Genomic DNA, 24,365 nt, shown 5'->3' with positions numbered 1-24,365 from the left:
CGCTTAAAATACCTGTAAAAAACAATGTCTTCAGCCAGCAATAAGTCTTCCCCTCCTTCCAACGTTGCAAATGTGCCCGCCATCGGGGATGTTTCCGCGCCTGCCGCCACGCCTGCGCAGGGCCGCCAGCGCCCGCCCGTGAGCCAGCAAAGGCAGCAGCCGCCGCGTGCGGAGCAGCAGAAACAGCAACAGCAGCAGCGATCGGGAGAGGGCAAGCCCCAGGCCGCGCGCGCGCCGCGCGAGGGGCAGGAAAGCCGCGAAGCCCGCGATGCGGCCCGCGCCGCGCGCGAGGCGGAAAAGGCTTTCCGCAATCCGCTGCCGCCGATTACGTATCCGGAAGACTTGCCCGTCTCGGGCCGGCGCGCGGAAATCGCCAAGGCCCTGATGGAAAACCAGGTGATCATCGTTTCGGGCGAGACGGGTTCCGGCAAGACGACCCAGTTGCCGAAGATTTGCCTGGAACTGGGACGCGGCCAGAAGGGCATGATCGGCCACACGCAGCCGCGGCGTATCGCCGCTTCCTCGACGGCCAAGCGCATCGCGCAGGAGCTTGGTACGCCGCTGGGCGAAACCGTGGGCTTCAAGGTCCGCTTTACCGATACCCTGAGCCGTGGCGCGTCCGTCAAGCTGATGACGGACGGTATCTTGCTGGCCGAGACGCAGACCGATCCGTTGTTGAAAAATTACGACACCATCATCATCGATGAAGCGCACGAACGCAGCCTGAACATCGATTTCCTGCTCGGTTATCTGAAACAGCTGCTGCCGCGCAGGCCGGACCTGAAAATCATCATCACCTCGGCCACCATCGATGCGGAACGCTTCTCGCGCCATTTCGGCACGCCGGAAAAACCGGCGCCCGTGATCGAAGTGTCGGGCCGTCTGTACCAGGTGGAAGTGCGCTACCGTCCCGTGGAGCGCGAGCAGGTGGCCATGCCTGGTTCGGGCGCGAACGCCGACAAGCCGGGCCAGCGCACGGCCGCCGCGCGCGAAAAGCGCGACTTGATGGATGCCGTCGTCGATGGCGTGGAAGAACTGTGCCGCATCGGCTCGGGCGACGTGCTGGTGTTCTTGCCGGGCGAGCGCGAAATCCGCGACTGCGCCGAAGCGCTGCGCAAGCACCATCCGCCGCACGTGGAAATCCTGCCCCTGTTCGCCCGTTTGTCGGCCGAAGAGCAGGAGCGCGTCTTTAAAACCAGCAATGCGCGTCGTATCGTGCTGGCTACCAACGTGGCGGAAACCTCGCTGACGGTGCCCGGCATCCGCTACGTGGTCGATGCGGGCCTGGCGCGGGTCAAGCGCTATAGCTACCGCAACAAGGTCGAGCAGCTGCAAGTCGAGCCGATCGCCCAGTCGGCCGCCAACCAGCGCGCCGGGCGTTGCGGCCGCGTCGCCGATGGCGTCTGCATCCGCCTGTACGAAGAGCAGGATTATCTGCTGCGGCCCAAATTCACGGAGCCGGAAATCCTGCGTTCCTCGTTGGCGGCCGTCATCCTGCGCATGAAATCCTTGCACCTGACGGACGTGGAAACCTTCCCCTTCATCGAGCCGCCGCTGGCGCGCGCGGTGGCTGATGGCTACCAGTTGCTGCAGGAACTCGGCGCCGTCGATGAAGTCAATAAACTCACGCCCTTGGGCAACAAGCTGGCCAAGCTGCCGCTGGACCCGCGCGTGGGCCGCATGATCCTGGCCGCGCTCGATAACGCGTGTTTGACGGAAGTGCTGATCGTCGCCTCGGCCCTGTCCGTGCAAGACCCGCGCGACCGTCCGATGGAACACCAGCAGGCGGCCGACGAGGCGCACAAGAAATTCGCCGATGAAAAGTCGGAATTCCTGAGCTACCTGAAAATCTGGCGCTGGTTCGAGTCCGCCATCGAGCACAAGAAAACCAACCGCCAGTTGCAGGATAATTGCCGCACGAATTTCCTGTCGCAGATGCGCTTGCGCGAATGGCGCGACGTGCATTCTCAGCTGCTGACCATCGTCAAGGAGCAGGGCTGGCGATTGAATGAGGCACCGGCCACCTATGACAACCTGCATATGGCCTTGCTGACCGGTTTGCTGGGCAATATCGGCTTCAAGGGCGAAGACGAACCGGGCGCCGGCTACCTCGGGGGGCGCGGCATCAAGTTCCACATCTGGCCCGGTTCCTCGCTGTTGAAAAAGCCGGGCAAGTGGATCATGGCGGCCGAACTGGTCGACACGACGCGTTTGTACGCGCGCTGCGTGGCGCAGATCCAGCCCGAATGGCTGGAAAAAGTCGGCGTACACTTGCTGAAGAAATCCTGGGGCGAACCGCGCTGGGAAAAACGCTCGGCGCAGGTCACTGCGTCCGAACGGGCTACGCTTTATGGCCTGGTGGTGTACAGCCAGCGGCGCATCAATTACGGCAATTTCAATTTGCCGGAAGCGCGCGAAATCTTCATCCGCGATGCCCTCGTGGGCGGCGACTTCGACACGCGCGCGCCGTTCTTTGCGCACAACCACAAGCTGATCAAGGATATCGAAAACCTGGAACACAAATCGCGCCGCCTGGACGTGCTGGTCGACGATGAACTGATCGCCGCCTTCTACGACAAGCTGCTGCCGGCAGACGTGTGCAATGGCGCCGGTTTCGAGAAATGGCACAAGGAAGCCACGCGCGAAAACCCGAAGCTGCTGTATTTGAACCGCGAAGAGCTGATGCGCCACGAGGCGGCCGGCGTGACGACGGACCTGTTCCCCAAGACTATGTCCGTGACGGGCCTGGAAATGGGCCTGACGTACCACTTCGAGCCGGGCAGCGTGCGCGATGGCGTGACCTTGAGCGTGCCGCTGTATGCCTTGAACCAGTTGCCGCGCGAGCGCTGCGAATGGCTGGTGCCGGGCATGCTGAAGGAAAAAGTGCATCTGCTGCTCAAATCCCTGCCGCAAAAGCTGCGCCGCCACTGCGTGCCGCTGCCCGATTACGCGGCCAGGTTCTGCGAGCGCGTGCATGAGGCGGGCGTGTTTGGCCGCGGCGACTTGATCGACGCCATCATCGCCGACATCCGCACGCAGATTACGATCAATGTGCTGACGACGGACTTCAAGCCGGAAACCCTGCCTGCCCATCACTTCATGAATTTCAAGGTGATCGACGAGCATGGCCGCCAGCTCGACATGGGCCGCAACCTGGCCACTTTGCAGGCGGAATTCGGCGGCCAGGCGCGCCAGAGTTTTCAAAAATTGGCCGAAGTGTCGGGCGTTTCCGGCACGGGCACGCCCGGTGCCAAGGTGGCGGGCGCGCAAGTGGCATCGCGGCTCCAGGCGCAAGCCCAAGGCGCCGCCGCCAACGCGGCAGCAGGCAAGGGCGGCGCGCCGGCCAAGGGAGTGGCTGCCGCTGCAGCGCCGGCGTCCCCGAATGCCACCGTCTCGCAGCACATGGGCTTGACGGGCTGGACCTTTGGCGAGTTGCCGGAGTTGCTCGAAATCGTGCAGGGCAAGCTGACCCTGATCGGTTTCCCCGCCCTGGTCGACAGGGGTACGCATTGCGACCTGGAAGTGTTCGATGATCCGACCGTAGCCGCCCGCACGCACAAGGTGGGTTTGCGCCGATTGTTCGCGCTGCAAATGAAGGAACAGATCAAGTACGTCGAGAAAAGCATCCCCGGCCTTCAGCAGATGGGCATGCAATTCATGGCCCTCGGTTCGCAGGAAGAGTTGCGCGAGCAAATCATCAACAAGGCGCTCGACATCGCTTGCCTGCAAGATCCGCTGCCGCTGGACGCCGCCTCGTTTGCCAAGCGCCAGGCGGAGGGCAAGTCGCGCCTCGTCTTGCTGGTCAATGAAATCGCCCGTTTGCTGTCGCAAGTGCTGACGGAATTCCACGGCTTGCCCAAGCGCCTGCAGAATATTCCCGCAGCGGCAGCCGCCGATATACAGTCGCAGCTGCAAGGCCTCGTGCATAAGCGTTTCCTGACGGAAAACGAGTACACGCAGCTGGCGCATTTCCCCCGCTATCTGAAGGCGATCAACGTGCGCCTGGAAAAGCTGCGCGCCGACCCCGCGCGCGACACCAAGTTGATGGCCGAATGGCAATCGGCCGCCGCGCCGTATCTGCGCCAGGCCAAGGACCGCCAGGCCGGCAAGAATACGGACCCGAAACTGGTCGACTTCCGCTGGATGCTGGAAGAGCTGCGCGTGTCGCTGTTTGCGCAGGAATTGCGCACGCCGATGCCTGTTTCTGCCAAGCGTTTACAGAAAGTGTGGGAGTCGATGCAGCGGTAGGTCGGATTAGCGGGGCAAAGCCACGCGTAATCCGACAACATCGTTGGCGCGACCGGTGGTGCCGTGTCAACGGTGTTATCGGTGTCGCTGGTGGTGTCGGATTACGCGGCTAGCCGCTAATCCGACCTACCCGACCCATGTTTATCGAACTCATCGTCGCCGAGCGCCGAACGCGAGCCCAGGTCGCCCTGGCTGCTGCCCGTGCCAGCGCGGCTGCCGCTCATGGAGGTGCCGGTCAGGCTGCCTTCGCTGCCCGATTGCAGGCTGGCGCCGCTGCGCAGGTCGCTGCCGGATGGCATGCGGCTGCCTGCCATGGCACCGCTGCCGTAGCGCATGCCGCTGCCATAGAACGCTTCCATCTGCTGGTTCCAGGCATCGCTGCCCATGTCGGGCCAGTTGTTCTTGTCGAAACCGGGAGCCTCTTTCAGCAAGTCTTTGTCCACGTTGAGCAGGAAGCGCTTGTTGACGGTGTCCAGGGTCAGGCGTTCCCAGGGCACGGCAAACAGCTTGTCGCCCATGCCCAGCATGCCGCCGAAGGATAGTACGGCATAGGCGATCTGGCCGGTGCGCATGTCGAGCATGATTTCCTTGATGTCGCCCAGTTCCTCGCCGCTGTGATTGTAGACATCGTCGCCGAGCAGGGTGTCGGCCCCCATCAGGGCCGGCCCCGGGCCGTCGTGGTTGCGGTACATGCCCAGGATGTCGCGGTCCAGATAGCTCATGGTGTTCTCTCCTCGTGAAGTGCTGATCGAACACCCAGATTACGCATGCGCACCAAGTCGCGCTTGATCTGCCTCAATGGTGCCAGCGGCACTTTTATCGGTGTGCAAGCGTACGGTGTGGTCAGCCAATTGCGGTACTCTATGCGTTCTAAAGAGGAGGCCGCACATGCTGACGATGCAACGATGCAGTGGGATGAACTTGCGGTACGCTCCACCACGCCATGCGCGCCGCTTGCCATGGTAAAGCCCGCCACCAAATGGCTGCGCGGGTTATTGCGCGCCGGTAAGGCGCAGCAGCGCACGGCGACCAAGCTGGCCAAGGTGCTGTTCGGGCCCGTGCCGGCCAAGCCCACGCCTAAATCTAAACCTAAGCCCCGCAGCAAGCCCGTGGCCAAGACCAGGCCGACGCCGCGCGCCAGGCCCGCCAGCGGCGCCGTGCCCTCGCTGGCGCCCTTTGCCACGCCCCTGTCGCCCCCGCGCGTGCGCAAGCGAACGCCGCCTCCGCCAGGCAAGTGGCTGGCCGCCCACTATGCGCCATTGCCGGAACTGGGACAGTTGCCGGGCCGGCGCCTGCCCTATTTCCTGTACCTGCCCGAGAAGGCGCCCAGCGCCGCCATGCGCAGCCGTGGCCGGCCGCTGCTGGTGATGCTGCACGGCTGCGAACAGAGCGCCACGCAGTTTGCCGAAGGCACGCGCATGAACCGCCTGGCCGAACGCAAGGGTTATGCCGTGCTGTATCCGCAGCAGTCGCTGCGCTCGCATGCGCGCCGCTGCTGGAAGTGGTACGACAAGCTGACGCAGGAGGGCGGCGGCGACGTGCGCCTGATCGTCGGCGCCATCGAGCAGGTGGCGGCCCGCTATGCGATCGACCGCGCGCGCATCTATATCTGCGGCATTTCCGCCGGCGCCGGCATGGCGCATATCGTGGCCTTGAACCATCCCCATCTGTTCGCCGCGCTGGGCCTGCATTCCGGGCCCGTGTTTGGCGCCGGGCATAACCTGATCGGCGCGCTGGGCGTGATGCAGCATGGCGCTGCCGCCCGTGCCGACGCGGCCATCGATGAAGTGCTGGCGCGCCAGCCCGCGTTTCCCCGCCTGCCGACCATCCTGCTGCAAGGGCTGGCCGACAAGGTGGTGCGGCCCATCAACCAGACGCAGCTGGTCCGTCAGAGCGTGCGCGTGAATCGCTTGCCGTTTGATACCGTGGTGACGGCGCAGCGTCTGCCTGGCGGCGCGGCGGGCGGACGCAATCCGGCCCATGCGTATGGGCTGCACGACTATCAGGTGGGTAAGGATGTGCTGCTGCGCGTGGCGCAGGTCGAGCACCTCGAGCACGCGTGGAGCGGCGGCGATGCCAGCCTGCCGTTCAACGACAAGGCCAAGCCCGACGCCAGCAGGATGCTGCTCGATTTCTTCGCCAGCCACCGCCGCCGGTAAGCCGGCGTGCCTGCGCGCCGCAACGGCGCGCAGGCACTGGTACGCATCGTTCTTGCATTCCCCCTCAGGGCCGCTGCCGCGCGCCGGGGCGCTGGCCGCGCCCATCTCAGCACAGATTCCACATGCCGCAGCACCATCGAGTTTATTTAATTGGTATTGCTGCGGTATTTAAAAATCACAAAAACAGGCGCTAAAAATACGAACTGGTATACAATTGGTACACGTTTTCAGTGTGAAGCGTGTCTGCCGTCCCATGCCCCGACGGCAGATATGCACTGACGGCAGCCACCCACGTTACGGAACGCGCCATGTCCATCAAGTCCAAGCAGTTGCTGTGGTTTTTTGCGTTTTTCCTCGTCTTTGAACTGAATATCTATCTGTCGAACGACATGATCATGCCGGCCATGCTGGGCATCGTCGGCGAGTTCCAGGCGGAGGAAAAATTCGTCCCCCTGTCCCTGAGCCTGTATCTGCTGGGCGGCAGTTCCCTGCAGATTTTCCTGGGGCCTTTGGCCGACACCATCGGCAAGCGCAAGCTGGTGCTGACTGGTAATACCTTATTCCTGCTGGCCACGCTGGCCGTGCCATTTGCCGCGTCGATCGAGCAATTTCTCGCCGCGCGTTTCATCCAGGGCATGGGCTGCTGCTTCATCTTCGTCGGCTATGCCATGATCCATGAACTGTTCGACGACATGGCTGCCGTCAAGCTGAGCAGCATCCTGTCGAGCACCACCATCCTCGCGCCCCTTGCCGGCCCCATCCTCGGCAGCGCCATCATCAGCCGGCTGGACTGGCGCTACGTCTTTTTCCTCTCCGGCTTGCTGGCGCTGCTGTCCTTGCTGGGCCTGTTCAAGACCATGCCGCGCGCGGCCCCCAGGGTCACGCGCCTGGACCTTGCCGCCATCGTGCGCAGCTACGCGGCCATTTTCAGCAACAAGCGCTTCATGTTCGGCATGTTCACGGCCGGGCTGGCCACCGTGCCCCTGACGGCCTGGATCGGCTTTTCGCCCATCTTCGTGCTGCAGGAAATGGGCGCCTCCTACGCCACGTATATCGCCCTGCAATGCGTGATTTTGTCGGGCTTTGTCCTCAGCAGCATCGCCATCCAGCGCCTGCGCCAGGATTTCCCCCTCGTGCATCTGCTGCGCCTGGGCGGGCTGGTCGCGGCCGCCGGCATGCTGGGCGCCGGCGTGGGCCGCCATCACGTTGACGTGTTTGCCGCCTGCATGTTTGTCTATTCCATCGGCTTCGGCCTGTTCAATGGCGCCCTGATACGCAGCGCGATCACGGCCAGCAAGGAATCGGTGACCTTGACGACGGCTGCCATGAGCTTGCTGTACTGCATTTATCTGTCCGCCTGGCTGCAGCTCTATAACGTGCTGTGCCAGCGCTTCGGCTATGCGCTGGAAACGTATGCGCTGCTCAATATCCCCGTCATCGTGGTCATCGCCGCCTGCCTGCTGCTGTTTACGCGGGGCATGGCGGGGCGCCGGGAAAGCGAGGTGCTGCTCGCCCGGCACTGATGGCGCAGCGATGCGCATGTTGTCGACCTTGTTTTACCTCCTGCGAAGTTTATTGACACTCTCCTGCGGAAAATGGTGCGCCCATGAAAATAGATGACCTGGCCTCGAAACACGATCAAGCAAAGATCTTCAACCTGGAATACGAGTTCCGCATCAACCGGCTGAAACTCGACTACATCACCCTGGCCGATGTCCGGCCGGCCGGCAGCGACCTGGAACAGCTGGCCGTGGAGCACCAGGCGGGCATCGCGGCCCTGCGCAGCTTCGTCGCCCTGAATTTCAACCATTTCAATGCAGCAAGCTGCTCGTCGCTGAGCTGCATCCCCACGCGCGCGCTCGGCGACGACGAGCGCTACCTGCACCGCATCTGGATGGGCGGACCGTTGCCGGCCATCGCAGCCGAAGCGATCCAGCAGTGGGGCGCGGCGCTGGAAGCGGTGCGGCACAACGGCGGCGCGCCGTACGTCTCCATCCTGTGGGTGTGGGATGCGCAGCAGCTGCGTAATGACGAGCGCTTCAGCCCCACGGGCGGCGCCGGGCGCTACACGATAGGCCGCTACGCCATCGGCGGCACGACCCTGCATATCAATTCGCTGCGCGCGCTGGCGCTGGATTTCGCGCCGGCCCGCTTCGGCGTACTCGATACCCTGCATATGCAGCGCTACTTCGCCACCTTGTCCGATTATTTCCGCATCCTCATCATGTGCGAATACGGCGGCATGTATATGGATGTCGATACGATCCCGCACAATCCGGCGACGATTTTCCTGATGAAGCCGGAAGTGCCCGATTATTTCCAGCGCAAGGATGGCGACAGCGAAGAGCGCCAGCATGTCAGCTGGATGAATCTGTTTCTCGATGAAACGGGCATGCTGATCGCCAAGAAGAACGATGCCGCGCTGCGTGTGATCCAGCGCAATGTGAACATCGCCTATGCGGGTATCGATGCGCGGATTCCTCGTTCCTGCCCGCAATTCGAGGCGCAGCTGTTTGGCCAGTTCTATGCCGAATGGAAGAAAAACCTGGGCGTGACCCTGCTCAGCCATGCCGAGTTCTACCAGCGCTATTGCGTGCTGTATGACGGTGCGAGGGAAGCGGTGGCGGGCGGCATCCGGGGCATGCGCTTGCTGGACGATATCATTACCGACGTGCACATTCCCCTCAGTGACGAGGAACGGCGCGCGTATGCGCGCTGCGTCGCCAGGCTCGACGAAATCGGCTGGCAGCTTGACGATCCTTTGAGCCTGCCCGACATCGTCGATGTGTTCGATATCGAGGAAGTGCCGCGCATGGCGTATGCGGCCCAGCTGCGGGCGGACATCGACCATTTTCACTATTACTCGGTACTGTCGGACGACCCGCAGCTCGATCGCGTGAATGGCGTCTTTTGCCGCTATCTGCTGGCCCACCGTTCGCGGCATATTGCCGCTGGCGATTTTTGGCGCCCGACCGTGGGCCGCCACGGCAGTCGCATGCCGGCCGCCAGCGATGCCGTCCCGTCCGGCGACGAGACGCAGGCGGGCCTGCTGTCGCATGCGCCGCTCAAGCTGGTGCCGGGTGAACTGCTGGGCGATGAGACGAGGAACCGCATGGCGAAACTGCTGTTTGCCACCAGCTATCTCGAATACTGTTCGTTCGGCAATAAACTCAATCTGCAGTTCGTCGAATTGCAGCGGCGGCAGAATATCGACCCGTATCTGCAGCACATTCACGGCCTGCATGACGAAGACGGGCGTTTCATCGGCTTCTTCACGGCCGCCACGATGGCCGAGTTCCAGGCTTGCGGCGCCGTCTCGTATTACCGGGACGACATGAAGGCGCTCGACGATGCGTATGACGCATTCGTGCTCGCGCATGCGCGCACCGACGACTGTTTCGTCAGCAGCCTGGCCATCGACGAGAAATACCGGGGGCAGGGCCTGTTCCGGCAAATGTTCCATGAAATCCGCGACCTGGCCAGCCGCAAGGGCTGTGCGCGCATCACCTTGACGGTATGGGAAAAAAGCGAAGCGCTGCAAGTGTATCTGCACAAGGGTTTTCGCAGCGTGGGCACGTTCGACTATGCCTACAGCCTGTTCTATGACCGGCTGCATTTCCTCGTGTATGAAGGGAACTGAAGAGGGAAACTGAAGGCAGCAGGGGCGGCCGGCAGCCGCCCCGTGATGAGGCTTACAGGGCCAGGAAGGCTAGGCCCGCCACGGCCGTCGGCAGCAGGGCGCCGGCCAGCAAACCGACGGCGCCGATCGATTCATCCTTGAAGCCGCGGCGCAGCAGGGCCACGCCGGCCGGGTTCGGCGCATTGGCGATGACGGTCAAGCCGCCGCCGGCCACGGCGCCGGCCATCAGCATGTATTTCGCTTCGTCCGTCATGCCGACGATCAGCGAACCGAGGTAAGTGAGGGCCGCATTGTCGGTAATGGCTGTCAAGCCCAGGGCGCCGAAGAACAGGGCCAGCGGTTTCAGGCTCGAAACGATGGGCTGCAGCCACCATTGCTGCATGCCGCCCAGTACCACCAGGCCGCCGAGGAAGAAGCCGACCAATAAACCCTCTTTCAGGATCAGCGGGCTTTGATAGCGCTCATACGCCTGCACGAAGCCGAGGAAGAACAGGAACAGACCGATGAACAGCACGGGATGGTGCGCCAGGGCGACGACGCCGGCCAGCACGATCATGTGCACCAGGCTGACGGCCAGCGGCACTTTCGGCGCTTCCACTTCACCGGCCTTCGGCTTGATGTCGGAGGTGTTGCTGTGCAGATATTTGCGCAGCAAAATGCTCACGCCCGTCGCGTTGACGAGGACGGCTATGGCCGCCTTCCAGCCGAAGTGGGTGGCCATGTAGGCGCTATCCCAGTTCCACGTGGTGGCCACCATCAGCACGGGCGGCGCCGCGTACGAGGTGAGCGTGCCGCCGATGGAAACGTTGACGAAGAGCACGCCCAGCGCGCCGTATTTCAGCCATTCAGGAATGCCCGGGCGGAAGATTTGCGGTGCCAGCATCAGCGCGGCCAGGGTCATGGCGGCCGGTTCCGTGATCAACGAACCCGTCAGGGGCACAAGCGCCAGGCCCAGCCAGACGAGGGCCAGTTCCGTGCGCAGCGGCATCACGCGCGCCACGCCTTTCAACAGGCGCTGCACGGCGTCGAGTACGGGGCGCGAGGCAGCCACGACCATGACGACAAAGACGAACAGCGGCTCCGTGTAATGGCGCGACTCGGCATACTCGATGGCCGCATCGCCGCCCGAGACAAAGGCCATGATGATGATCAAGATGAAGGCCCAGAAGCCGAACACGACTTCCACTTCGCCCAGCAAGTGCAGCAGGCCCGCATGGCGGGGGTGGCGCCGCGACAAGGTTTCAAACGACTTGGCGGCAAAGGTGTGGATGAGCGCAAGCCCGAAGACGATGGCGCTGATGAGTTGGATGGTGGTCAAATGCGTTTCCTTATGGACGGAGGAGGCCGACTGGTACGTTGCCAGACGGTAAGGAGAGTGCTTATGGTACAGCAATCGATGTGAAAAACGGTGTTTTTCGGACGTGGCGGGACGGCCCCCGGGGAGCTGCGGCGCAGATAAGCCTTGCCAAAAGCGGGACTGGATAGTACTGTATATGCATACAGTATTTATCTTCATATTCAATTATGCAACATTCCCAATTGATGGCTTCGCCGGAAGCCTTGCACCCGTCCCTGTGGCGCGCATCGCAGCTGGGGCAGGGCGCCACGCGCTGCCTGGACACGGGCTTTGCCGCCCTGTCCGCGCAGTTGCCGGGCGGCGGCTGGCCCAGCGGCAGCCTCATCGATCTGCTGGTGCAGCAGCCGGGCAGCGGCGAATTGCGGCTGCTGGCGCCCGCGCTGGCGCAGTTGCCGGGCTTGCCCATCGTGCTGCTGCAGCCGCCCCATCCGCCGCAGGCGCTGGCCTTGGCCGCGCAGGGGCTGGCGCCGTCGCAATTGCTGTGGTTAAAAAGCGCCAGCAGCAAGGATGCCTTGTGGGCGGCGGAAAACATCTTGCGCAGCGGCACGTGCGGCGCCTTGCTGTTCTGGCAGCCGCACGTGCGCGCCGACAGCCTGCGCCGGCTGCACCTGGCCGCGCAGTCCGGCAACACCCTGTTTTGCATGCTGCGCCCGCTGCACGGCGCGCAGGATGCATCGCCGGCGCCGCTGCGCCTGTCCGTGCGTCCGGCCGCCGGCGGCATCGAGATCGGCTTCATCAAGCGCCGGGGACCGCAGCGCGACGCGCCCCTGTTCCTGCCCCTGCAACCTCCTTCATTACTGCTACGCCATGCGACTCTGGATCGGCCTGTGCCTGCCCCGGCTCCCGCTCGAAGTGTTTTGCCCGCGCTGGTCGGTTGACAGCCTCGGCGTGGTGCTGGAGCAGGAGCAAGTGATGGCCGTGTCGCCGCTGGCGCGGGCAGCCGGCATCCGGCCGGGCATGCGTCGCGCCGGTGCGCTGATGCTGGCGCCGCAGGCGCGCCTGCACGAACGCTCCCAGGAACTGGAAGCGCAAGCCCTGCAAGCGGTAGCGTTGGCGCTGCTGCAATATTCGCCGCTGGTGGCGCAGGGCGAGGAAGCGACCCTGCTCGTCGATGCGGGCGCCAGCCTGCGCCTGTTCGGCGGCGTGCGCGCCCTGTGCCGGCAAATCGCGGCCAGCTTGCGCGCGCTCGGCTACACGGCCCAGCTGTCCTGCGCCCCCACGGCGCGCGGCGCCTGGCTGCTGGCGCGCGCCGGGACGCGCCGGGGCCGGACATTGAGCATGGCCAGCCTGGTGCGCCGCCTCGACCGCCTGCCGTGCGCCTTGCTGCCGCCGGCGCGCCCCTGGCTGGAATGGCTGGACGGCATCGGCTGCCGCACCCTGGGGCAGCTGCGCCACTTGCCCCGGCCCGGCTTGCAGCGCCGCTGCGGCGGGGCCTTGCTCGACATGCTCGACGATGCGCATGGCCACGGCACGGAACTGTACCTATGGCTCGAAGCGCCGCCCACGTTCCGCGCCAGCCTGGAATTGTTCGACCGCGTGGAGCACGCCGACGCGCTGCTGTTCGGCGCGCGCCGGCTGCTGCAGCAAATGACGGGCTGGCTGTGCGCGCGGCAATTTGCCGTCGAGCGCATTCAATTGTTGCTGGCGCACGAGCGGGGCCGGGTGGCGCGTGCGCCCACCGTCATCGACCTTGCGTTGGGCGAGGCCGTCTGGCGCGACGAGCACCTGGTGCGCCTGCTCAAGGAACGCCTGGCGCAGCTGGTGCTGGACGCACCCGTTATCGGCCTCACGCTGGAAGCGCTGCAGGTGCAGCCGATGGCGCCGCCCAGCGACACTCTGTTTCCTGAGCCGGGCGGCACGCCGCAAGAGCGCCAGCGCTTGATGGAATTGCTGGTGGCGCGCCTGGGCACGGAGAATGTCTTGCAGGCCGCGCCGCGCGCCGATTACCGTCCCGAGGCGGCCAACCAGTGGCTGCCGCTGCCTGCCAAGGCCGGCGGCAGAAACGCGGTGCCGGACTTGCCGCCCGGCTTGCCCGGCATGCCCCGTCCCGGCTGGCTGCTGGCCCAGCCCATCGCCCTCCTGATGCGCGAACACCGGCCATTCTATGGCTCGCCCCTGAAAATGGTGTCTGTCGCCGAGCGCATCGAAGCGGGCTGGTGGGGCCAGTCGCAGGCGCGCGATTACTTCATCGCCGAAGGCCTCGACCACGCCCACTACTGGGTCTACCGTGAACGCATCGCCGGCAGCGGAGAAGATGCCGCGCCGCGCTGGTTTTTGCATGGCTTGTTTGGCTGAATGCGCTGTCCTGCTGAAACTGCCATGCTTGGCTATACTGGCTGCCCGGCGCCGCATCTTTAATTGAAATGAAGGATATCCATGACACAGCTTTCCGACTTCCCCATCACCCAAAAATGGCCTGCCCGGCATCCCGAGCGCCTGCAACTGTACTCGCTGCCGACGCCGAACGGCATCAAGGTCTCCATCCTGCTGGAAGAACTGGGCCTGGCGTACGAGCCGCACCTGGTCAGCTTCGAGCAGAATGACCAGCTGTCGCCCGCCTTCCTGTCCCTCAATCCGAACAACAAGATTCCCGCCATCCTCGACCCGGACGGTCCCGATGGCAAGCCGCTGGCCCTGTTCGAGTCGGGCGCCATCCTGCTGTACCTGGCCGAAAAGACGGGCAAGTTCATCCCCCAGGACGCAGGCCTGCGCTATGAAACGATACAGTGGCTGATGTTCCAGATGGGCGGTATCGGCCCCATGTTTGGCCAGGTGGGCTTCTTCCATAAATTCGCCGGCAAGGATTACGAGGACAAGCGGCCGCTGGAACGCTATATCGGCGAGGCCAAGCGCCTGCTGGGCGTGCTCGAGCAGCGCCTGCAGGGCCGCGACTGGATCATGGGTAGCCAGTACACGATTGCCGACATCGCCATCTTCCCGTGGGTGCGCTGCCTGGTGGGTTTCTATGGTGCGGGCGACCTCGTCGGCTTTGGCAATTTCCCGCATGTGCAGCGCGCGCTGGACGCGTTTCTGGCCAGGCCAGCCGTTGCCAAAGGAGTCAATATTCCCAAGCGGGATTAAAGCAGGAAGTGGCCGGGCGGCGCTACAATGCGCCATCGGCCGCCCTGCGCGGCAGCTTTGATCTGAGACAATGAAATCCACCCGGCAAGATTTTCCCGGCGCGCACGGCCATGTGCTGGCGGCGCGCCTCGATGCGCCCGATGACGCCATCCGCGCGTATGCGCTGTTCGCCCACTGTTTTACCTGCGGCAAGGACGTGCTGGCCGCGCGGCGCATCGCGCAAGGTCTCACGGAACACGGCATCGCCGTGCTGCGCTTCGACTTCACGGGACTGGGCGCCAGCGAGGGCGAGTTTGCCGCCACCAATTTCTCGTCGAACGTCGACGACCTGGTCGCCGCCGCTGATTTCATGCGGGCAAAACATGCCGCGCCGCAATTGCTGATCGGCCATAGCCTGGGCGGCGCGGCCGTGCTGGCCGCTGCCGCGCAAGTGCCGGAAGCGACCGCCATCGCCACCCTGGCCGCACCCAGCACGCCCGCCTACGTGACGCGCATGTTCAGCGACCACCTGGAGCAAATCGCCGCCGAAGGCGAAGCGCTGGTGCAGCTGGAAGGGCGGCCTTTCCGCATCCGCCAGCAATTCGTCGACGACGCGGGCAGCCACAGCCTCAAGACCCACATCACCGGCCTGCGCCGCGCCCTGCTGGTGATGCACGCGCCGAACGACACGACGGTGAGCCTGTCGAACGCGATGGATATCTTCACGGCCGCGAAGCACCCGAAAAGCTTCGTTTCGCTCGACGACGCCGACCATCTGTTGACGGGGCGCGATGACGCGGCCTATGTTGCCAACGTCATCGCTACCTGGAGCACGCGCTATATCAGCTAAGTAAGCAAGCGGTCGCCCATGAAAAACGCCGTACCGGCAAGTCGCGGGTACGGCGCAGATGGGGAGAAAGAGGATCAGTCTTCGTCAAACTCCGCCGAAAGATCCTTCCAGCCCTTGCTGATGGCAAAGGCCGAAAATTCCTCGGGCGCTTCCAGAACGATCAGTTTCTTGTCTTGCAAGCCAAGGTCGCCGTGGCCGAAATCGGGGCCTACGTAGCCGAGGCTGCGCAAGCGGGCCAGGATGTGGCCGACCAGGGTCTTGTCCTTATAGGCGCCCGCTTCGAGCGGGGCGGCGAAATCGACGTAGACGTCGATGATGCCGTAACCTTCGTCGAAGATGCGGATGGCCTTGATGTCGTGGGCACGGCCGGAGCCGTCGGTGGCCTTGAAGGGGCCGCTGAGCTGGATGTCGGTGTCATTGTTCATGCCGCCAGCATACACCAAAAGCCGGTGCCGCATGGGGGACGCCATGCAAAATCCTCTTGGGCTGGCCATGTAAAAATTTCTTACAAATTTGGCGGCGTCTGGGGCGCTTTTCGCCAATTTCAAGGCCTTGAAAGGGGCTGGAGAGGCCGTATATCGGTAACAAGCGGATGCTCATGGTGAGGTCCGCCCCTCTTATCGCTTCATTTGAAAAGGATATTTATCATGCGTACTTTTGACCTTGCTCCCCTGTACCGTTCCGCCATTGGCTTTGACCGCCTGGCACAGCTGCTCAACGAACAGCGCGCCGATGCGCAACCGAGCTATCCGCCGTACAACATCGAACTGGTGTCGGAAGATAAATACCGCATCGTGATGGCATTGGCCGGCTTCTCGCGCGAAGAGATCGACATCATCACCGAACGCGACTCCCTGCACGTCACGGGCCGCAAGCAGAAAGATGGCGTCGAGCGCACCTTCTTGCACCGTGGCATCGCTGCCCGCGATTTCGAACAGCGTTTCCAGCTGGCCAACCACGTGAAGGTCACGGGCGCCACGTTTGAAAACGGCATGCTGACCATCGACCTGGTGCGCGAAGTGCCGGAAGCGCTGAAACCGCGCAAGATCGAGATCGGCACCACCACTGGCGCCACCGTCAGCACTTTGGAACAGCGTCAGGCAGCCTGATCTGATCGTGGCGCCGTCCGGGCGCCCGGGCAGGTTCCTTTCATGCAGTAAAATACTGGCCGGTTGATCCGGCCAGTGTCACGTCCGGAGCCCGTTCGGGCCCTTCATCGCCCGCCATGCGCGGTGCGCGCGGCACGCAAGATTAAACCATGCTTAAAGGCGCAAATGCCTGTTTCCAAATAGAAAAATGTTAAGCACCGCCTAAGACTCGTGGCCCAATATTGCATACATCAAAATCTCATTGAATGAGGAGCAATTCATGGAACAGCAAACGAATACCGCATCCCTGAAAATCAAACGCACCGTAGCCGCGCTGGCCGCGATCGGTGTGCTGGGCGCCGGTGGCGCCATGGTGGTGCATCAGAACAATGCTGGCGCGAATGCCGCCGCTGGCGTACCTGCCGCTCCCGTGGCTGCCGCCGTGGCGCCCGCCGCTGCCGCGCCGCTGGTGGCCTTGCCCGACTTTAGCCAGATCGCCGCGCGCAACAGCCCGGCCGTGGTGAATATCAGCGTCACGGGCAGCACCAAGGTGGCCTATGACCCCTCGGCCCAGGCCGGCAACGACGATTTCGGCAACGACCCCTTCTTCGAGTTCTTCCGCCGCTTCCAGGGTCCGCAAGGCGGGCAGCGCGGTGGCCGCGACGTGCCCACGCATGGCCTCGGTTCCGGCTTCATCGTCAGTCCGGACGGCATCATCATGACGAATGCCCACGTGGTGCGCGATGCGCGCGAAGTGACCGTCAAGCTGAACGACCGCCGCGAATTCCGCGCCAAGGTGCTCGGCACGGATCCGAAGACCGACATCGCCGTGCTGAAGATCGACGCCAACAACCTGCCCATCGTGCCGCTCGGCCATTCCAGCGACTTGAAAGTGGGCGAGTGGGTGCTGGCCATCGGTTCGCCATACGGCTTCGACAGCACGGTGACGGCTGGCGTCGTCAGCGCCAAGGGCCGTTCCCTGCCGGACGACAGCAATGTACCGTTCATCCAGACGGACGTGGCGGTGAACCCCGGCAACTCGGGCGGTCCGCTGTTCAACACGCGCGGCGAAGTGGTCGGCATCAATTCGCAGATTTACAGCCAGACGGGCGGCTTCCAGGGCCTGTCGTTCGCCATCCCCATCGACCTGGCGGGCCGCATCAAGGATCAGATCGTCGCCACCGGCAAGGCCAGCCACGCCAAGCTGGGCGTGACGGTGCAGGAAGTCAACCAGGGCTTTGCCGACTCGTTCAAGCTGGCCACGCCGGAAGGCGCCCTGGTCGCCAACGTGGAGCGGGGCAGCCCGGCCGACAAGGCGGGCCTGAAATCGGGCGACGTGGTGCGCAAGGTGAATGGCCAGCGCATCATCGGCTCGGCCGACTTGCCGGCGCTGGTGGGCACGTCCTTGCCAGGCGACAAGATCAGCATGGATGTCTGGCGTGACGGCAAGATCGTCAGCCTGACGGCGACCCTGGGCAATGCGGCCGACAAGGTGGCCGAAGTGGCGAAGAGCGACAGCGCCGCCGGCAAGGTAAAGCTGGGCCTGGCCCTGCGTCCGTTACAATCGGATGAAAAACGCGAGGCGGGCATCAGTGCCGGCCTGCTGGTGGAAGACGCGGGCGGCGCCGCCGCGAATGCCGGAGTGCAGCCGGGCGACGTGCTATTGTCGGTGAATGGCCGTCCCGTCAACACGGTCGAGCAGGTGCGCGACGTGGTGGAAAAATCCGCCAAGTCGGTGGCCTTGCTGATCCAGCGGGGACCGGACAAGATCTTCATTCCCGTGCGTTTGGGCTGAAAACAAGAGTAACTAGAGAGAGGCAAGCCATGCGCTTATTGCTGGTAGAAGACGATACGATGATCGGCGAGGTGGTGCTCGATTTGCTGCGCGCCGAGCATTACGCGGTGGACTGGGTCAAGGATGGCGACATGGCCGATACGGCCCTGCAGACGCAGACCTATGACCTGGTGCTGCTGGACCTGGGCTTGCCCCGCAAGGATGGCCTCGACGTGCTGCGCTCGATGCGTTTGCGCAAGCTCGACACGCCCGTGCTGGTCGCCACGGCGCGCGACGCCATCGAGCAGCGCATCGCCGGCCTCGACGCGGGCGCCGACGATTACGTGCTCAAGCCGTATGACCTCGACGAATTGTTGGCGCGCATACGCGCCCTGCTGCGGCGCGCCTCGGGGCGGCCGGAACCGATCTTCGAGCACCAGGGCGTGAGTATCAATCCGCTGACGCGCGAAGTGATCGCCGAGGGCCATCCCGTCAACCTGTCGGCGCGCGAATGGGCCGTGCTGGAAGCGCTGATCGCGCGTCCCGGCATCGTGCTGTCGCGCGCGCAGCTGGAAGAAAAGCTGTACAGCTGGAAGGATGAAGTCAACAGCAATGCCGTGGAAGTGTATATCCACGGCTTGCGCAAGAAGCTGGGCAGCGATCTGATCCAGAACGTGCGCGGCCTCGGTTACATGGTGCCCAAGGCATGAGGATGAAGGTCACGGTGACGCACTCGCTGCGCGGCCGCCTGCTGTGGTTTTTGCTGGCGGCCATCATCATGGCGGCCCTGGCGCAGGCGTCGATCGCCTACCGCAGCGCCCTGTACGACGCCGACCAGATCTTCGACTATCACATGCAGCAGATGGCCCTGTCGCTGCGCTCCGGCGCGCCGCTGGCCAACCATGCGCAAGCCTTGCCGGCCGACCCCGTCAACAACGACATGGTGGTGCAGGTATGGACGCCGGACGGCGTGCAGGTGTTCCGCTCGATTACGCGCGCGGAACTGCCGCAGCGCGCCGTGCTGGGCTTTTCGAATGTGAAGGCCAACGGCACGACCTACCGCATCTTCTCCGTGCAAACCAGTTCCCAGACCGTGCAGATCGCTCAGGACATGGCCGTGCGCAAGCGCATGGCCGGCAGCCTGGCGCTGCGCACGGTGGGCCCGATCGCGCTGATGGCGCCGATTCTGATGCTGGTCGTCTGGTGGGTCGTCAGCGGCTCGCTGGCGCCCGTCTCGCGCGTGCGCAAGCAGGTGGCGGCGCGCCAGGCGGACGATCTGTCGCCCGTCTCGGAAGCGGGCTTGCCCGATGAGGTGCGGCCCCTCGTGCATGAACTGAATCTGCTGTTCGGCCGCGTGAAGACGGCGTTCGACGCGCAGCAGCATTTCGTTGCCGACGCCGCGCATGAATTGCGCACGCCGCTGGCGGCCCTGAAGCTGCAGGTATTGAGCCTGGAGCGGGCCGAATCCGAGGAAAAACGCAGCCTGGCGATCAGTCGCGTGAGCGCCGGCATCGAACGGGCCACGCGCCTGGTCGAGCAGCTGCTGGTGCTGGCGCGCCAGGAGGCGAGCGCCGCCAGCGGCGACCAGCTGCAGGCTGTGGACTTGAACGATGTCGTCAAGCGTGCGCTGGGCGACATGGCCGGCATCGCGCAGGCGCGCAAGATCGACCTGGGCCTGCATCACATGGACCCGGCCAAGGTGGCGGGGCAGGCCGATGCCCTCAACATCATGCTGCGCAACCTGGTCGACAACGCCATCAAGTACACGCCGCAGGGCGGCACGGTCGACATCGACCTGCGCGCCAGCCCCGTCGGCGTGACCTTGTCCGTGGAAGACAGCGGCCCGGGCATCCCGTCCGAAGAGCGCGAGCGCGTCTTCAGCCGCTTCTACCGCGTGCCCGGCACGGATGCCAACGGCAGCGGCCTGGGGCTGGCCATCATCAAGGCCATCGCCGAGCGCCACGGCGCGCGCCTGGTGCTGGACAAGTCCGAGCGCCTGGGCGGCCTGTGCGTGCGCGTGGAATTCCCGCAAGCCGTGAAAAAATAACGTTTTGATCATGATCTTTGGCATGTTGCATTGACGCGCGCGCCGCTGGCATATATTGTCTGCGCAATAAGCATTCAAGCAAATGGAGCGCAGCATGCAGAAGATCGGCTTTTCAGGAACCCTCGACCCCATCACCAACGGCCACATGTGGGTGATCGGCGAAGCGCGTTCGCTCGCCGACGAGGTGATCGTGTTCCTGTCGCAAAACCCCGCCAAACGCCCCCAATTTCCCGCCGAAGACCGCAAGCGCATCATCGAGCAGAGCGCGCGCGAGTGCGGCTGGGACAATGTGCAGGTGGTCATCGTCAAGGGCGACTACACGGCGCGCGCGGCGAAAAAGCATGGCTGCGACTACCTGATCCGCGGCATTCGCACGACGGCCGATTTCGACTATGAAAATCTGATCCAGCAAACCAATGTGGACGTGCTGCAGGGCGCCAAGACGATTTTCGTCATGCCGCCGCGCGACCTCGGTTCCGTCAGTTCCAGCTTCGTCAAGGCGCTGGAAGGTCCCGTCGGCTGGAACTGGACCATGAAGAAATTCGTCCCCGGCCCGGCCTACCAGGCGTGGATACTCGACTGCCTGCGCAAGGAGTGGGAAGCGCTGTGGAATTACGCGACAGCCTCGCAAGCGGATATCGCGCTGGCGGATCACTGGTTCGCCCACCTGACGGGGCCGCAGGCGTATGGCGGCGCGGACCGCCACTATCACAACCTCGACCACCTGGTGCACGGCCTGTCCGAGATCCGCGTGTGGGCCGACAATACTTTTGCGCCCAAGCGCGACAGCGCGCTGGTCAAGAAAGCGTTCTGGTTCCACGACGCCGTTTACAGCCACGACGACGATGCCCTGTATTCGAGCGAAGAGGCGAGCGCCCAGCTGTGGCTGGCGAGCGGCCTCGATGCGGGCGACAACCTCGATGTGGCGCAATTGATACGCGTTACCGACCATTTCCAGGGCCCCGGCATCAGCCATCCGCTGAAGGACGCCATGCTCAGCGCCGACCTGGCCATCCTGGGCCAGGATGACGAGGTGTACCAAGCCTATACGCAAGCCATCGGCCGCGAATACGCGCACGTGGACCCCGTGCGCTTCAACGAGCAGCGGGGCCTGGCCCTGCAGCACCTGTGCGGCAAGGCGCAGGCGGGCCAGCTGTTTGGCGATGCGTACTTTGCCGACCAGTACAACGAGCGGGCAATCGAGAACATGCAGAAGGAAATCGCGGCGCTGGCGGGGAGTGGGGTTTAACGGCGGCTGGCTACCGCATGCAGCAGTGCATCCTCGAGCCGATCATTGCCCCAGAATAATTCCCCAGCGCTGACGAAGCTGGGGGCGCCGAACAGGTTCAGCGCTTGTGCCTGCTCGGTCTGGCGGCGCAGCCGCAGCTTGTTGTCCTGTGTCATAGCCAGCGCCAGGACGGTGCGCGCATCGAGGCCCAGCCCCTCCAGGGCCTCGCTGACGGCCTCGATGTGGTCGATGTCGCGGTCTTCGGCAAAATTCATCGCCATCATGCGGCGCGCAAAGGGCGCGATCCAGCCCTGGTCCGCGCCGATCAGCGCCACGCGCATGGGCAGCAGGGCTGTGCGGGGGAAGGAACTCGGTTGCTGCCATGGCAATGCGTACTTTTCGCACTGGCGCGCCATGTCGCGCCACGTGTAGTCGCCCTTGAGTTTTTGCAAGATGAAGGGCGATGTCTTCCAGCCCAGCGCCTTGAAGACGACGCCCAGCAGGAAGGGTTTCCAGATCACATCCACCTTCTTTTCACGCGCCAGCGCGCCGATGCGCATGGCGCTCAGGTAGCTGTAGTTGCTGCCGAAATCGAACCAGAATTCCAGTGTGGCCATGGTCTCTTTTCCATGCGGTCGCGCAGGGTTGATTCCTGCGCCGGGGCGCGAAGGCGCGACTGCCGCGCCGGCCTCCGCTTGTCGTCCTAGCGGGCCGCCGCCTTGGCGCGCGCCGCGTGCAATTTCTTGAAGCTGTCGATCAGGCGCTGGTGCCGGTCGAGGCCTTCCAGTTGCATGCTGGTTGGGGTCAGGCCGAAGAAGCGCACGCTGCCGTCCACCGAGCCCAGCACCGCGTCCATGCGGGCGTCGCCAAACATGCGGCGGAAATTGACGACGTAATCGTCCAGCTCCAGCTCGTCGTCCAGTTCCACTTCCAGCACCACGTTCAAGGCTTGATAGAACAGTTTGCGCTCGAGCGTGTTGTCGTTGTACTGCAGGAAGGTTTCCACCAGCTCCTTCGCTTCCTCGAACTGCTGCAGGACGAGATGAATCAGCAGCTTCAATTCCAGGGTCGTCAGCTGGCCCCAGACGGTATTTTCGTCAAACTCGATGCCGATCAGGGTGGCGATGTCGCCGTACTCGTCGAGCTCGCTGTTTTCCAGGCGGTCAAGCAGGTCTTCCAGGCTGGCATCGTCCAGGCCATGCAGGTTCAGGATGTCGGCGCGGAACAGCAGCGCCTTGTTGGTGTTGTCCCAGATTAAATCCTCGACCGGGTACACCTCGGAATAACCGGGCACGAGGATACGGCAGGCCTTGGCGCCCAGCTGGTCATACTCGGCCGTGTACACTTCCTTGCCCATGCCGGCGAGGATGCCGAACAGGGTCGCCGCTTCCTCGGCATTCGAGTTTTCGCCGTGGCCGGAAAAATCCCACTCGACAAAATCGTAATCGGCCTTGGCGCTGAAGAAGCGCCACGAGACGATGCCGCTGGAATCGATGAAGTGTTCGACGAAGTTGTTCGGCTCGGTGACGGCTTCGCTGGCAAACGTCGGTTGCGGCAAGTCGTTCAAGCCTTCAAAACTGCGGCCCTGCAGCAATTCCGTCAGGCTGCGCTCGAGCGCCACTTCCAGGCTCGGGTGCGCGCCGAACGAGGCAAACACGCCGCCCGTGCGCGGGTTCATCAGGGTGACGCACATCACCGGGTACACGCCGCCCAGCGACGCATCTTTGACCAGCACGGGGAAACCCTGTTCTTCCAGGCCGACGATGCCGGCCAGGATGCCCGGATACTTCGCCAGCACTTCCTGCGGCACGTCGGGCAGGGCGATTTCGCCTTCGAGGATTTCGCGTTTGACGGCCCGCTCAAAAATTTCCGACAGACATTGCACCTGTGCTTCGACGAGGGTATTGCCGGCGCTCATGCCATTGCTGACGTACAGGTTTTCGATCAGGTTGGACGGGAAATACACGACCTCGCCGTCGGACTGGCGCACATACGGCAGCGAGCAGATGCCGCGCTCGGCATTGCCGGAGTTGGTGTCGATCAGGTGCGAGCCGCGCAGCTCGCCATCGGCATCATAGATGTCGCGGCAGTAGGCATCGAGAATCTCCTTCGGCAGCGCATCCTTGCGGCCCGGCTTGAACCAGCGCTCGTTCGGGTAATGGACAAACTCCGCGTTGGCGATGTCGTTACCCCAGAACGATCCCGCGTAGAAATGGTTGTTGCTGAGGCGCTCGATATACTCGCCCAGGGCCGACGCCAGCGCGCTTTCCTTGGTCGCGCCCTTGCCATTGGTGAAACACATGGGCGAATGCGCATCGCGGATATGCAGCGACCACACATTCGGAATGATGTTGCGCCACGAGGCGATTTCAATCTTGATACCCAGGCCCGCCAGCAGGCCCGACATATTGGCGATGGTCTGTTCCAGCGGCAAGTCCTTGCCGACGATATAGGTATTCGCCCCAGGGGCGGGATTCAGGGCCAGCAAGGCCTGGGCGTCGGCGTCCAGGTTCTCTACCTCTTCAATCACGAATTCGGGACCCGTTTGCACCACTTTTTTCACCGTGCAACGGTCGATCGAGCGCAAGATGCCCTGGCGGTCCTTGGCCGAGATATCGGCCGGCAACTCAACCTGGATCTTGAAAATCTGCTGGTAGCGGTTCTCAGGATCGACAATATTGTTTTGCGACAAACGGATATTTTCCGTGGAAATATTGCGCGTATCGCAATACAACTTCACGAAGTAGGCCGCGCACAGTGCCGATGATGCCAAAAAGTAATCGAACGGGCCTGGCGCCGAGCCATCGCCCTTGTAGCGGATGGGCTGGTCGGCGATGACCGTAAAATCGTCGAACTTGGCTTCGAGACGCAGCTTGTCGAGAAAGTTGACTTTAATTTCCATGAGGTAATCCAA

General features: G+C 63.5%; 18 protein-coding genes. 13 read left to right on the top strand and 5 right to left on the bottom strand.

What is annotated here, in order from left to right:
• The first annotated feature begins 24 nt into the window (after positions 1-24).
• Entirely contained in the window at positions 25-4,248 is a 4,224-nt protein-coding gene (gene hrpA / locus LSO07_RS23170) for an ATP-dependent RNA helicase HrpA (protein WP_151096675.1), read from the top strand.
• 116 nt (positions 4,249-4,364) lie between these two features.
• Here the strand turns inward: hrpA and LSO07_RS23165 are convergent, their stop codons facing one another.
• Complete coding sequence (locus LSO07_RS23165; RefSeq protein ID WP_070281252.1) at positions 4,365-4,970, bottom strand: PRC-barrel domain-containing protein; 606 nt, start codon at positions 4,968-4,970, stop codon at positions 4,365-4,367.
• A 237-nt stretch (positions 4,971-5,207) separates the two neighbouring features.
• Between LSO07_RS23165 and LSO07_RS23160 the strand changes: the two genes are divergently transcribed.
• The 3 genes from LSO07_RS23160 (at position 5,208) to LSO07_RS23150 (ending at position 10,047) form a co-directional block, all read left to right on the top strand.
• Positions 5,208-6,407 (top strand): extracellular catalytic domain type 1 short-chain-length polyhydroxyalkanoate depolymerase, encoded by a 1,200-nt coding sequence (locus LSO07_RS23160; RefSeq protein WP_151096674.1) that lies wholly within the window; start codon positions 5,208-5,210, stop codon positions 6,405-6,407.
• A 308-nt stretch (positions 6,408-6,715) separates the two neighbouring features.
• Positions 6,716-7,930 carry an MFS transporter gene (locus LSO07_RS23155; RefSeq protein WP_151096673.1) on the top strand — a complete coding sequence of 405 codons (1,215 nt, stop codon included), beginning with the start codon at positions 6,716-6,718 and terminating at the stop codon, positions 7,928-7,930.
• Positions 7,931-8,013: 83 nt separating this feature from the next.
• The gene (locus LSO07_RS23150; protein WP_151096672.1) at positions 8,014-10,047 is read left to right on the top strand and encodes a GNAT family N-acetyltransferase; all 2,034 of its coding nucleotides are present in this window, start codon (positions 8,014-8,016) and stop codon (positions 10,045-10,047) included.
• Positions 10,048-10,099: 52 nt separating this feature from the next.
• Here the strand turns inward: LSO07_RS23150 and LSO07_RS23145 are convergent, their stop codons facing one another.
• Positions 10,100-11,365, bottom strand: coding sequence for a putative Na+/H+ antiporter (locus LSO07_RS23145; RefSeq protein WP_151096671.1), 1,266 nt, complete (start codon positions 11,363-11,365; stop codon positions 10,100-10,102).
• A gap of 206 nt (positions 11,366-11,571) precedes the next feature.
• Between LSO07_RS23145 and imuA the strand changes: the two genes are divergently transcribed.
• The 4 genes from imuA (at position 11,572) to LSO07_RS23125 (ending at position 15,314) form a co-directional block, all read left to right on the top strand.
• Positions 11,572-12,282 carry a translesion DNA synthesis-associated protein ImuA gene (gene imuA, locus LSO07_RS23140; RefSeq protein WP_151096670.1) on the top strand — a complete coding sequence of 237 codons (711 nt, stop codon included), beginning with the start codon at positions 11,572-11,574 and terminating at the stop codon, positions 12,280-12,282.
• Positions 12,212-13,699, top strand: a complete 1,488-nt coding sequence (locus LSO07_RS23135) for a Y-family DNA polymerase (RefSeq protein WP_151096669.1) — start codon at positions 12,212-12,214, stop codon at positions 13,697-13,699. Before imuA ends, LSO07_RS23135 begins: the two co-directional genes overlap by 71 nt.
• Before the next feature lie 81 nt (positions 13,700-13,780).
• Complete coding sequence (locus tag LSO07_RS23130; protein WP_070260403.1) at positions 13,781-14,485, top strand: glutathione S-transferase N-terminal domain-containing protein; 705 nt, start codon at positions 13,781-13,783, stop codon at positions 14,483-14,485.
• Positions 14,486-14,555: 70 nt separating this feature from the next.
• Entirely contained in the window at positions 14,556-15,314 is a 759-nt protein-coding gene (locus tag LSO07_RS23125) for an alpha/beta hydrolase family protein (RefSeq protein WP_151096668.1), read from the top strand.
• 74 nt (positions 15,315-15,388) lie between these two features.
• Here LSO07_RS23125 and LSO07_RS23120 read toward each other — a convergent pair whose 3' ends face one another.
• Positions 15,389-15,739, bottom strand: coding sequence for a hypothetical protein (locus tag LSO07_RS23120; protein WP_035827997.1), 351 nt, complete (start codon positions 15,737-15,739; stop codon positions 15,389-15,391).
• A gap of 222 nt (positions 15,740-15,961) precedes the next feature.
• Here LSO07_RS23120 and LSO07_RS23115 point away from each other — a divergent pair, with 222 nt between their 5' ends.
• From LSO07_RS23115 to coaD, 5 genes are all read left to right on the top strand, one after another.
• On the top strand, positions 15,962-16,423 hold the full coding sequence (locus tag LSO07_RS23115; RefSeq protein WP_034783311.1) for an Hsp20 family protein: 462 nt from the start codon (positions 15,962-15,964) through the stop codon (positions 16,421-16,423).
• A gap of 259 nt (positions 16,424-16,682) precedes the next feature.
• A complete protein-coding gene (locus tag LSO07_RS23110) occupies positions 16,683-18,197 on the top strand; it encodes a Do family serine endopeptidase (RefSeq protein ID WP_070281235.1) in 1,515 nt (504 codons plus the stop codon).
• 29 nt (positions 18,198-18,226) lie between these two features.
• Positions 18,227-18,886: a response regulator gene (locus LSO07_RS23105; protein WP_034783312.1), complete on the top strand. Its 660-nt coding sequence runs from the start codon at positions 18,227-18,229 to the stop codon at positions 18,884-18,886.
• Positions 18,887-18,888: 2 nt separating this feature from the next.
• Positions 18,889-20,223: an ATP-binding protein gene (locus tag LSO07_RS23100; protein WP_151097904.1), complete on the top strand. Its 1,335-nt coding sequence runs from the start codon at positions 18,889-18,891 to the stop codon at positions 20,221-20,223.
• 94 nt (positions 20,224-20,317) lie between these two features.
• Complete coding sequence (gene coaD / locus LSO07_RS23095; RefSeq protein WP_151096667.1) at positions 20,318-21,472, top strand: pantetheine-phosphate adenylyltransferase; 1,155 nt, start codon at positions 20,318-20,320, stop codon at positions 21,470-21,472.
• Here coaD and LSO07_RS23090 read toward each other — a convergent pair.
• On the bottom strand, positions 21,469-22,068 hold the full coding sequence (locus tag LSO07_RS23090; protein ID WP_151096666.1) for a 2-hydroxychromene-2-carboxylate isomerase: 600 nt from the start codon (positions 22,066-22,068) through the stop codon (positions 21,469-21,471). The genes coaD and LSO07_RS23090 overlap by 4 nt on opposite strands.
• Positions 22,069-22,154: 86 nt before the next feature.
• A complete protein-coding gene (locus LSO07_RS23085) occupies positions 22,155-24,353 on the bottom strand; it encodes an OsmC domain/YcaO domain-containing protein (protein ID WP_099388789.1) in 2,199 nt (732 codons plus the stop codon).
• Positions 24,354-24,365 lie beyond the last annotated feature (12 nt).

The sequence above is a fragment of the Janthinobacterium sp. PLB04 genome (assembly GCF_021165895.1).
In the GTDB taxonomy this organism is placed as follows: Bacteria; Pseudomonadota; Gammaproteobacteria; order Burkholderiales; family Burkholderiaceae_D; genus Janthinobacterium; species Janthinobacterium lividum.
This window is presented reverse-complemented; position numbering and strand designations above follow the sequence as displayed.

Bases quoted from the DNA above. Each gene is read 5' to 3' on its own strand.
- hrpA (WP_151096675.1), top strand. From the start codon at position 25: ATGTCTTCAGCCAGCAATAAGTCTTCCCCTCCTTCCAACGTTGCAAAT.
- LSO07_RS23165 (WP_070281252.1), bottom strand. From the start codon at position 4,970: ATGAGCTATCTGGACCGCGACATCCTGGGCATGTACCGCAACCACGAC.
- LSO07_RS23160 (WP_151096674.1), top strand. From the start codon at position 5,208: ATGGTAAAGCCCGCCACCAAATGGCTGCGCGGGTTATTGCGCGCCGGT.
- LSO07_RS23155 (WP_151096673.1), top strand. From the start codon at position 6,716: ATGTCCATCAAGTCCAAGCAGTTGCTGTGGTTTTTTGCGTTTTTCCTC.
- LSO07_RS23150 (WP_151096672.1), top strand. From the start codon at position 8,014: ATGAAAATAGATGACCTGGCCTCGAAACACGATCAAGCAAAGATCTTC.
- imuA (WP_151096670.1), top strand. From the start codon at position 11,572: ATGCAACATTCCCAATTGATGGCTTCGCCGGAAGCCTTGCACCCGTCC.
- LSO07_RS23135 (WP_151096669.1), top strand. From the start codon at position 12,212: ATGCGACTCTGGATCGGCCTGTGCCTGCCCCGGCTCCCGCTCGAAGTG.
- LSO07_RS23130 (WP_070260403.1), top strand. From the start codon at position 13,781: ATGACACAGCTTTCCGACTTCCCCATCACCCAAAAATGGCCTGCCCGG.
- LSO07_RS23125 (WP_151096668.1), top strand. From the start codon at position 14,556: ATGAAATCCACCCGGCAAGATTTTCCCGGCGCGCACGGCCATGTGCTG.
- LSO07_RS23120 (WP_035827997.1), bottom strand. From the start codon at position 15,739: ATGAACAATGACACCGACATCCAGCTCAGCGGCCCCTTCAAGGCCACC.
- LSO07_RS23115 (WP_034783311.1), top strand. From the start codon at position 15,962: ATGCGTACTTTTGACCTTGCTCCCCTGTACCGTTCCGCCATTGGCTTT.
- LSO07_RS23110 (WP_070281235.1), top strand. From the start codon at position 16,683: ATGGAACAGCAAACGAATACCGCATCCCTGAAAATCAAACGCACCGTA.
- LSO07_RS23105 (WP_034783312.1), top strand. From the start codon at position 18,227: ATGCGCTTATTGCTGGTAGAAGACGATACGATGATCGGCGAGGTGGTG.
- LSO07_RS23100 (WP_151097904.1), top strand. From the start codon at position 18,889: ATGAAGGTCACGGTGACGCACTCGCTGCGCGGCCGCCTGCTGTGGTTT.
- coaD (WP_151096667.1), top strand. From the start codon at position 20,318: ATGCAGAAGATCGGCTTTTCAGGAACCCTCGACCCCATCACCAACGGC.
- LSO07_RS23090 (WP_151096666.1), bottom strand. From the start codon at position 22,068: ATGGCCACACTGGAATTCTGGTTCGATTTCGGCAGCAACTACAGCTAC.
- LSO07_RS23085 (WP_099388789.1), bottom strand. From the start codon at position 24,353: ATGGAAATTAAAGTCAACTTTCTCGACAAGCTGCGTCTCGAAGCCAAG.